The 8984-nt window shown below is 69.4% G+C and carries 8 protein-coding genes and 2 tRNA genes; 9 read left to right on the forward strand and 1 reads right to left on the reverse strand.

Annotation, left to right across the window (positions count from 1 at the left end):
* Positions 1 to 238: 238 nt before the first annotated feature.
* A complete protein-coding gene (locus ACFV9T_RS26325; RefSeq protein WP_003959770.1) occupies positions 239 to 652 on the reverse strand; it encodes an SsgA family sporulation/cell division regulator in 414 nt (137 codons plus the stop codon).
* Between the two features lie 190 nt (positions 653 to 842).
* Between ACFV9T_RS26325 and ACFV9T_RS26330 the strand changes: the two genes are divergently transcribed.
* The 9 genes from ACFV9T_RS26330 to ACFV9T_RS26370 all read left to right on the forward strand — a co-directional run bounded on the left by ACFV9T_RS26330 (position 843) and on the right by ACFV9T_RS26370 (position 8951).
* Positions 843 to 1298: a TIGR02611 family protein gene (locus tag ACFV9T_RS26330; RefSeq protein ID WP_385444490.1), complete on the forward strand. Its 456-nt coding sequence runs from the start codon at positions 843 to 845 to the stop codon at positions 1296 to 1298.
* Between the two features lie 54 nt (positions 1299 to 1352).
* Positions 1353 to 1424 (forward strand) — tRNA-Val (locus ACFV9T_RS26335).
* Positions 1425 to 1661: 237 nt separating this feature from the next.
* Entirely contained in the window at positions 1662 to 2945 is a 1284-nt protein-coding gene (locus ACFV9T_RS26340) for an ABC transporter substrate-binding protein (protein ID WP_385444492.1), read from the forward strand.
* Between the two features lie 11 nt (positions 2946 to 2956).
* Positions 2957 to 3997, forward strand: coding sequence for a carbohydrate ABC transporter permease (locus tag ACFV9T_RS26345; protein ID WP_385444494.1), 1041 nt, complete (start codon positions 2957 to 2959; stop codon positions 3995 to 3997).
* Positions 3994 to 4881 carry a carbohydrate ABC transporter permease gene (locus tag ACFV9T_RS26350; RefSeq protein ID WP_385444495.1) on the forward strand — a complete coding sequence of 296 codons (888 nt, stop codon included), beginning with the start codon at positions 3994 to 3996 and terminating at the stop codon, positions 4879 to 4881. Before ACFV9T_RS26345 ends, ACFV9T_RS26350 begins: the two co-directional genes overlap by 4 nt.
* 10 nt (positions 4882 to 4891) lie before the next feature.
* The gene (locus tag ACFV9T_RS26355) at positions 4892 to 5491 is read left to right on the forward strand and encodes a hypothetical protein (RefSeq protein WP_385444496.1); all 600 of its coding nucleotides are present in this window, start codon (positions 4892 to 4894) and stop codon (positions 5489 to 5491) included.
* A 98-nt stretch (positions 5492 to 5589) separates the two neighbouring features.
* Complete coding sequence (locus ACFV9T_RS26360) at positions 5590 to 8334, forward strand: Tat pathway signal sequence domain protein (protein WP_385444498.1); 2745 nt, start codon at positions 5590 to 5592, stop codon at positions 8332 to 8334.
* A 33-nt stretch (positions 8335 to 8367) separates the two neighbouring features.
* Positions 8368 to 8889, forward strand: a complete 522-nt coding sequence (locus ACFV9T_RS26365; protein ID WP_385444500.1) for an SRPBCC family protein — start codon at positions 8368 to 8370, stop codon at positions 8887 to 8889.
* Positions 8880 to 8951 (forward strand) — tRNA-Val (locus tag ACFV9T_RS26370). The genes ACFV9T_RS26365 and ACFV9T_RS26370 overlap by 10 nt, the downstream gene beginning before the upstream one ends.
* The last annotated feature ends 33 nt before the right edge of the window (positions 8952 to 8984 follow it).

Genomic DNA, 8984 nt, shown 5'->3' on the forward strand with positions numbered 1-8984 from the left:
TCCTCCGCCTCCCCCCCCCGGGGGTTGTGCGCCCGCGGGGGCGGGGCCTCGGCGGGCTCCCGGGTGGGGTCCGGGGCGGGCGCCCCGGCGGCGCGCCCCCGCCCCCCCCCCCCCACCGCCGCCTGCCTCACCAATGTGTCGGGATGTCACTGCCGGGATGTTCACTACCGGAATCTCGCGTACCGGCTCGCGCCGTCTCCCCGAGTCGGACGGCCGCGCTCTCAGCTCTCGTCGGGTCTCAGCTCTCCGCCAGGATGTGGGAGAGCTCTGTGTCGAGGTCGAAGTGGCGGTGTTCGGTGCCGGGTGGCACAGCGGCGTCGGTCCGCTTCAGGAACGACTCCAGGGCCCGCGCCGGGGCCTCGAGCAGAGCCTCCCCCTCCGGGGAGCTCAGGGCGATGCAGACGACACCCTGGCCGTGGCTGCGGGATGGCCACACTCTGACGTCGCCGGTGCCGGTGGGCCGGTGCAGGCCCTCGGCGAGAAGGTCGCGGGCGAATACCCATTCGACCGTCTCTTCGGCTCCGGTGTGGAAGGTGGCGTGCACGGCGTAAGGGTCGGCCGTGTCATACCGCAGTCCCGCGGGTACAGGCAGTGAGGACTCGCTCGACACAACGAGGCGCAGGTGCAGCTCGCAGCTGACCGTGGTGTTCATAAGCGCCATGGCCTTTCGCTCAGTGTGCGCTCGGGGATTCGCACGTCGGCGAAATCGACATGCCACCTACGGTGCCGTTGTAAACCCCTCTGACCGTTTTGCGGGTCTTCCGATAGCTCAAGCGGCCGAGCCGCCGACCCGCCGGTGCCGCCATTACGGTGACTTCAGCGGATCAGGTAGGTTGGGTCGCATGAATGCGGAGAGTGACGAGCGACAGACGGGTGCCGTGCCACCGGCGCCCGAGGTCGCGACGGGGGACGGTGTGTCAGAGGAGCCGGTGTTCGGCTCCCGGGCGCCGCAGTTCATCAAGCGGTCGCGGACACTGCACCTGAGCTGGCAGGTCGGGGTCTTCGTCGTGGGGCTCGCGGTCGTGGTGGCGGGCATCATCATGCTGCCGCTGCCCGGCCCGGGATGGCTGGTGATCTTCGGCGGTATGGCGATCTGGGCGACCGAGTTCGTCTGGGCGCAGCTGGTGCTGCGCTGGACCAAGCGCAAGGTGACCGAGGCCGCCCATCGCGCCCTCGATCCGAAGGTGCGCAAGCGGAACATCATCCTGACCACGATCGGGGTGGTGATCTGCGCGGTGGCCGTGACGGTGTACGTGTGGAAGTTCGGCCTCGTCATGCCCTGGAAGATCAAGGAGTGATGACCGGATGGTCATGAGCACGGTCCGGCATGCGCTAATGTTGGCCGTGCGCCCGGGCGATTAGCTCAGCGGGAGAGCGCTTCGTTCACACCGAAGAGGTCACTGGTTCGAACCCAGTATCGCCCACCCCGGACCGAGGGCCCGGAGGCTTCAAGCCTCCGGGCCCTCGGTGTTTCCGCATGTCCCGGGTCGTGTCCCGAGTGTCGTGGGCGCCGCCGCCGTTGAAGCGCTTCCGCATCGATCCTGTCCGAACCGTTGACGTACCCGGCCCTGATCTCTAGCTTAGCCCGGCAAGCGCTTACCTAAAACGTTTCAAGCTTAGTTCTGGGGCAGTCGGACAGACCTGCCCGGGAGGGGCGTGTCATGAGTGCTCGGGGATGGACGGCAAGGGCGAGAGGGCTCCGGGGGGCCGCGGCCGGTCTGGTCGCGCTGGGGCTGCTGGCCACCGGCTGTGGCGGCGACGGCGGCAGCTCGTCCGGCGGGAAGGTGACCATCCGTTACGCCTGGTGGGGCGCCAAGGACCGGTCCGTCATGATCCAGAAGACGGTGAAGCTCTTCGAGGAGAAGCACCCGAACATCACCGTGAAGACGGACTACGCCGAATACGCCGACTTCTGGAGCAAGTTCAATACCCAGGCCGCGGGCGGAAACGCGCCGGATGTCTTCCAGAACTCGTACGCCTTTCTGCGCAAGTACGGTGAAAAGAATCTGCTCCTCGATCTCAACAAGCAGGTCAAGGACGGCAATCTCAGTCTGAAGGGTTTCCGGAACGGCCTGGAGAAATCCGGGGACATCGACGGAAAGCTCTACGGCGTGCCGGTCGGCGCCAATACCTTCGGCTTCTTCTACAACCCGGCCGCCTTCAAGAAGGCGGGGGTCACCGTCAAGGACGGATGGACCTGGGACGACTTCTTCGCCGCCGCCAAGAAGGTGCGGAAGTCCGACGGCACGCTCTACGGCGCCAGCGACAACGCCGGTGTGATGTACCTGTACGACCTGTATCTGCGCCAGCACGGCAAGGCGTTCTTCACCGAGGACAAGAAGCTCGGCTTCACCAAGGACGACCTCAAGCAGTGGTGGAACACCTGGCAGCAGCACTCCAAGGCCGGTGAGCTGGTGCCGGGCAAGAAGGGCGAACAGGCCAAGCCCAAGGCGACGATCAGCGCCGACCTGTCGGCCGCCGAGTTCACCTGGGACAACTTCCTGGTCCGCTTCGCGGCCGAGACCAAGACGCCCCTCGAACTCGGGCCGCTGCCCACCACGGACGGCAAGCGGACCGCCCAGTACCTCTCCTCGCTGATGCTCAGCGGCTCCGCCCGCACCCAGCACCCCAAGGAAGTCGCCCAGCTCATCGACTTCATGACGCACGACCCCGAGGTCGGCGAGATCATGGGCTACAACCGCGGCATCCCGGCCACCACCGCCCAGTACGAGGCGTACAAGCCGACCGGCGTCAACGCCAAGATCGCCGCGTATGAGAAGAGCGTGGCCGAGAAGCTGGAGCCGATCACCCCGCATCCGGCCGGCACCGATGTCGCCGAGGCCGCCTTCCTGCGCGTCTACACCGCCGTCACGGTGGGCCAGGGCTCGGTGGACAAGGCCGTGGACCAGTTCTTCGACGAGGCGGAATCCGCGCTCGGCTCGTGAGGAGAGCTTCCGTGACACGAACCACGACGCGCGCGGCGGCCAAGGGGGCGGCGGCCAAGGGAGCGGCGGAGCGCTCGGCCGCCGCGCCCCGGCCCGGGGCCCGTAAGGGCGCCGCGCCGGACGCCCCGTACGCTCCCGACCCGGCGGCCGTGCGGCGGAACGGGCGCCGGGAGACCCTGGCGGGTTACCTCTTCCTGACGCCCTGGTGCGTCGGGATCCTGCTGCTCACGCTCGGCCCGATGCTGGTCTCGCTCTATCTGGCGTTCACCGACTACAACCTCTTCGACTCGCCCCGCTGGGTCGGGTTCAAGAACTTCCAGGAGATGTTCGAGGACGACCGGTGGTGGACCTCGGTCGAGGTGACGCTGAAGTACGTCCTGATCGGCACCCCGCTGAAGCTGCTGGTCGCGCTCGGTGTGGCGCTGCTGCTGGTCAAGCCCCGCAAGGGGCAGGGCTTCTACCGCTCGGCGTTCTACGCGCCCTCGCTCATCGGCGCGAGCGTGAGCATCGGCATCGTCTGGCGGGCGATCTTCAACGACGACGCGATCGTCGACAAGTCGATGAGTCTGTTCGGTTGGGACGTCGGCGGCTGGATCGGGGACCCGGACTGGGCCCTGCCCACGCTGATCACCCTGACCGTCTGGCAGTTCGGCGCCCCGATGGTGATCTTCCTGGCCGGGCTGAAGCAGGTGCCGCGCGAGCTGTACGAGGCGGCCGAGATGGACGGCGCGGGGGCGTGGCGGCGGTTCCGCTCCATCACCCTGCCGATGATCTCCCCGGTGCTCTTCTTCAACCTGCTGCTGGAACTCATCCACTCCTTCCAGGTCTTCACCTCGGCCGTCGTGCTCGCGGGCTCCGGCACCAACACCGGCGGCCCGGGCGACTCGCTGCTGGTCTACGGCTGGTACCTGTACGAACAGGGCTTCCGGAACCTGCGCATGGGCTACGCCGCCGCCATGGCCTGGATGCTGATGCTCGGCATCGGCCTGGTGACCGCGGTGCTGTTCAAGACCCAGCGCGGCTGGGTGCACTACGAGGAGGACGCCCGGTGACCACTCCCTCGACCTCCCTGAAGGGCACGGACTCCCTGACCGGCGCCGGGCGCGGCCGGTTCCGCTCGGTCGGCTGGCACGTGGGCGCGCTCGCGGTGCTGGCCGTGATCCTCTACCCCGTGGTGTGGGTGATCGGCGGGTCGCTCAAGCCCGGTGACCAGATCATCGGCAGCCTTGAGCTGCTGCCCACCGATCCGATCACCGAGAACTACCGCAGGCTCGCCGACGGCATCGCGGACGTGCCCATTTCGACGTTCTTCACCAACTCGCTGTTCCTGGCGGTCGGTTCGGTGATCGGGGTGCTGTTCTCCTGCTCGCTGGCGGCGTACGCGTTCGCCAGGATCCGGTTCGCCGGGCGGAACGTGCTGTTCACGCTCATGATCTCGACCCTGCTGCTGCCCTTCCAGATCTTGATCATCCCGCAGTACATCCTGTTCCAGAAGATGGAGCTGATCAACACCTACGTTCCGCTGCTGCTCGGCAAGTACCTGGCGGCGGACGCCTTCTTCGTCTTCCTGATGGTGCAGTTCATGCGGGGCCTGCCGCGCGAGCTGGACGAGGCGGCGCGGCTGGACGGCTGCGGCCATCTGCGCATCTACTGGAACATCGTGCTGCCGCTGTGCCGCCCGGCCCTGATCACCAGCGCGATCTTCACCTTCATCTGGTCCTGGAACGACTTCGTCGGCCCGCTGCTCTACCTCAACGAGCCCGACAAGTACACGGTCTCGATGGGGCTCAAGCTCTTCATCGACCAGGACAGCGTCGCCGACTACGGAGGCATGGTCGCCATGTCGCTGGTGGCCCTGCTGCCGGTGCTGCTGTTCTTCCTCGCCTTCCAGCGCTATCTGGTCGAGGGCGCCTCGACCTCCGGGCTGAAGGGCTGAGGGGGCCGCCGTGGAGCGAGCGGTACGGAGGGCCGAGCGGCGCTCGCGGCGACTGGTGCGCTTCTCGCTGTTCGCCGAGTGCCTGCTGACCGGGGTCTGGGTGGTGCTCGCCGCGCTGCCGCTGCTCACCCTGCTCCCGTCGTTCGCCGCCGGATGCGCGCATCTGCGCCGCCATCTGGACGGGGAACGCTCTACGCTGCGGGACTTCGGAGCCGGGGTGCGGGAGGCGACCCGGAGCGGCTGGCGGTTCTCCCTGCTGTGGTGGGCGGCGCTCGCGCTGCTCGCCTTCGATCTGCGCGTGGCCCGCACCGGCGCCCTGCCGGGCGGGCCCACCCTGATCGCCGTGAGCGTGGCGGGCACGCTCGCTGTGATCGTCCTGGGGCTGCGGACGGCCGCCGCGTGGCAGCCGGGCGCCGACTGGGCCTCGGTGGCCCGTACCGCCGTACGCCGTGGCCTGGCCGCCGACCCCGGCGGATCGCTACTGCTGGCCGGGGGGCTCGCGGTGGTCACCGTCGCCGCCTGGCAGATGCTGCCGCTGACCGCCCCGGCGGTGGGGGCGCTGGCGGCCTGTGCGGTCGCGGTCGAGCGCCGCGCCCGCGCCCGCGTCTGACCCGGCGGCGCTCGTTCCCGCGCCACCACCCCGTAGGCCCATGTCATGCACCTGACCCCCGTAGCCCTCGTAGCCGTCATACGAAAGGTGAGAGCGACATGCCCCCGATTCCCCGGCGCAACCTGCTCAAGGCCGCCGCCACCGGCGCCGCCGTCCCGTTCTCCTGGACGCTCGCGCAGAACGCCCCGCAGGCGGCCGCCGCCGAGCGGGACAAGACCACCGGCGAACCCACGAAGATCAGCTGGCTGGAGGACGGCGGCCTCGGCGCCGCCCCGGGCAGCACCTTCGGCGTCCCCTGGCCCAAGGGCGCCCACCCCGCCGACCAGGCGTTCGCGCTCACCACGGCCGACGGCAAGGACGTCCCCCTGCAGACCTGGGCCACCGCCTACTGGCCCGACGGCTCGCTCAAGTGGACCGCGCACGCGGCGGGGGAGGGGCTGGGCGGCGGCACCGCGTACCAGCTCACCACCGGCGAGCCCGCCGCACCCGCCAAGAGGGTCACCGTCACTGAGAAGGGCGGCAGGATCACCGTCGACACCGGCGTGATCAAGGCCGTGATCAGCAAGGACGGCGAGAAGCTCGTACGCTCCGTCACCCGCGGCAGCACCGAGATCGCCCGCGACGGCCGCCTCGTCCTGCTCCGCCAGGGCGACATCGACGACGGCGACCACGGCAGCGCCAAGTGGGACCGGTTCGACGGCGAGATCAGCGCCGCCAAGGTCGAGCAGAAGGGCCCCGTCCGTGCCGTCGTCCGCATCGACGGCAAGCACCGCAAGGGCGGCCGCGGCTGGCTCCCCTTCAGCGTCCGGCTCTACTTCTACGCGGGCGCCGAGTCGTTCCGGATGGTGCACACGATCACCTTCGACGGCGATCAGAAGAAGGATTTCATCCGGGGCCTCGGCGTCCGCTTCTCGGTCCCCATGCGCGACGAGGCGTACGACCGCCACATCCGCATCGCGGGCGAGGACAAGGGGTTCCTCACCGAGGCCGTCAAGGGCATCACCGGACTACGCCGCGACCCCGGCGCGAGCGTCCGCAAGGCCCAGGTCAAGGGCGAGAAGCTGGCCGACCCCGCCACCTGGGACCAGCGGGTCACCAGCAGGCTGCACCTCATCCCCACCTGGGGTGACTACACCCTCTCCCAGCTCTCCGCCGACGGCTTCGCCCTGCGCAAGCGCACCAAGCCGGGCCACGGCTGGATCCCCGCTGGCGGCGGACGCCGGGCGTCCGGCTTCGGCTACGTCGGCGGGGTCAGCGGCGGGCTCTCCTTCGGACTGCGCGACTTCTGGGAGAAGTTCCCCGCCCAGCTCGACATCCGCGGCGCGGCGGGCGACGAGGCCGAGGTCACCCTGTGGCTCTGGTCGCCCGAGGCCCAGCCCATGGACCTGCGCTTCTACCACGACGGCCTCGGCCAGGACACGTACGCCGAACAGCTGGAGGGCCTCAACATCACGTACGAGGACTACGAGCCGGAGTTCGGCACCCCGTACGGCATCGCCCGCACCAGCGAGCTGACCTTCTGGGCCAACGCCGCCACCCCCGGCGCCGACACCCTCGTCCAGCAGGCCGCCGCCCTGCGCACCCCGCCGCAACTCGTCGCCGGACCCGCCGACCTGGTCCGCGCCAAGGTATTCGGCGGCCTCTTCTCGCCCGTCGACCGCTCCACCACCGCCAAGGCGAAGATCGAGGACCGGCTCGACTTCCTCTTCGAGTACCACAAGGGCCAGGTCGAACAGCGCCGCTGGTACGGCTTCTGGGACTACGGCGACATCATGCACACGTACGACGAGAACCGGCACCAGTGGCGATACGACATCGGCGGCTACGCCTGGGACAACTCCGAACTCTCGCCCGACCTATGGCTCTGGCTCGCGTATCTGCGCTCCGGGCGCGCCGACATCTACCGCTTCGCCGAGGCCATGACCCGGCACACCGGCGAGGTCGACGCCTACCACCTCGGCAAGTGGACCGGGCTCGGCACCCGCCACGGCGTCCAGCACTTCGCCGACAGCGCCAAGCAGCAGCGCATCTCCACCGCCCTCTACCGCCGCTACCTCTACTACCTCACCGCCGACGAGCGGATCGGCGACATCATGCACGCCCTGGTCGACTCCGACGAGTCCTTCCTCGTCCTCGACCCGCAGCGCAAGGTCCGCCCCGACCCCGACTACAAGCCCGACCGCCACGCCCTGTCCATCGGCTTCGGCACCGACTGGAGCGGACTGGCGGGCGCCTGGCTCACCGAATGGGAGCGGCGCGGCCCGCAGGCCGACAAGGCCGAGGCCCGGCTGCGCAGCACGATGGAGACCATCGCCGCCCAGACCAACGGCTTCGTGCAGGGCGCCGCGCTGTACGACCTCGACACCGGCAAGTACGCCATCGACGACAAGCCCAAGGTCAGCGTCTCCCACCTGTCCGCCGTCTTCGGCCTGGTCGAGGTGTGCGCCGAGGTCATCGACCTGATCGACATCCCCGCGTTCAAGGAAGCCTGGCTGGACTACTGCCGCTACTTCAACGCCACCAAGGCCGAGCAGAAGGCCCGCTACGGCACCGACTTCGGCTCGCTGATCCTGGTCCAGGGCCACTCCCGGCTCGACGCCTACGCCGCCGTCCAGCTGAAGGACGACAAGCTGGCGGACCGCGCCTGGCAGAAGTTCACCGAATTCCACGAGGGCGACGGCTACCCGGACGCCGCCGTCAGCTGGAAGACGGTCAAGGTCGACGGCCCGGACGTGCTGGTGCCCGGCGTCGAGGCGACCTGGGTGAGCACCAACGCCACCGCGCAGTACGGCCTCGCCGCCATCCAGAACCTCGCACTGGTGGGGGACAAGCTGCCCGGCTAGCGGAGGCTCCCGCACTCTGAGGACACTGAGGACATGGACTGGTGCCACTACCGCTTCCACAGCCGATGGGACCTCGACGCGACCCCCGCCGCCGTCTTCGCGGCGCTGGCGGACGGCGACGGCTACCCGCGGTGGTGGCCCCAGGTCCGTGAGGTGCGCCGGATCGACGACCGCACCGGCACCGCCCGCTTCCGCTCCCTCGTCCCGTACGACCTGAACCTCACCGTCACCGAGGCGCACCGGGACCCCGCCCTCGGCACCCTGCGGGTCACCTTCTCCGGCGACCTGGAGGGCTGGGCCCGCTGGACGGTCACGGCGCGCGGCACGGGCACCCGCGCCCTGTTCGTACAGGACGTGGTGGCGCGCAAGCCGCTGCTCCGCCGCTTCGCGGTGCTCGGGCGGCCGCTGTTCCGCGCCAACCACGCCCTGATGATGCGCGCCGGGTGCCGCGGGCTGCGGGCCCGGCTGGAATCCGGTTTGAACCACACCTCGCCCGACCTGTATTGTTCAGGTCGTTCCACCGGGGAAATACCCGGCGAACACCCGGGCGATTAGCTCAGCGGGAGAGCGCTTCGTTCACACCGAAGAGGTCACTGGTTCGAACCCAGTATCGCCCACCCTTCCGGGGCCGGGCCGCCCCCAGCCGGGGC

Origin of the sequence: Streptomyces sp. NPDC059850 (genome assembly GCF_042731515.1) — a bacterium.
Classification (GTDB): domain Bacteria; phylum Actinomycetota; class Actinomycetes; order Streptomycetales; family Streptomycetaceae; genus Streptomyces.

Excerpts from the sequence above, each read along its gene's own strand:
- ACFV9T_RS26325 (WP_003959770.1), bottom strand. The coding sequence starts at position 652 with ATGAACACCACGGTCAGCTGCGAGCTGCACCTGCGCCTCGTTGTGTCG.
- ACFV9T_RS26330 (WP_385444490.1), top strand. The coding sequence starts at position 843 with ATGAATGCGGAGAGTGACGAGCGACAGACGGGTGCCGTGCCACCGGCG.
- ACFV9T_RS26340 (WP_385444492.1), top strand. The coding sequence starts at position 1,662 with ATGAGTGCTCGGGGATGGACGGCAAGGGCGAGAGGGCTCCGGGGGGCC.
- ACFV9T_RS26360 (WP_385444498.1), top strand. The coding sequence starts at position 5,590 with ATGCCCCCGATTCCCCGGCGCAACCTGCTCAAGGCCGCCGCCACCGGC.
- ACFV9T_RS26365 (WP_385444500.1), top strand. The coding sequence starts at position 8,368 with ATGGACTGGTGCCACTACCGCTTCCACAGCCGATGGGACCTCGACGCG.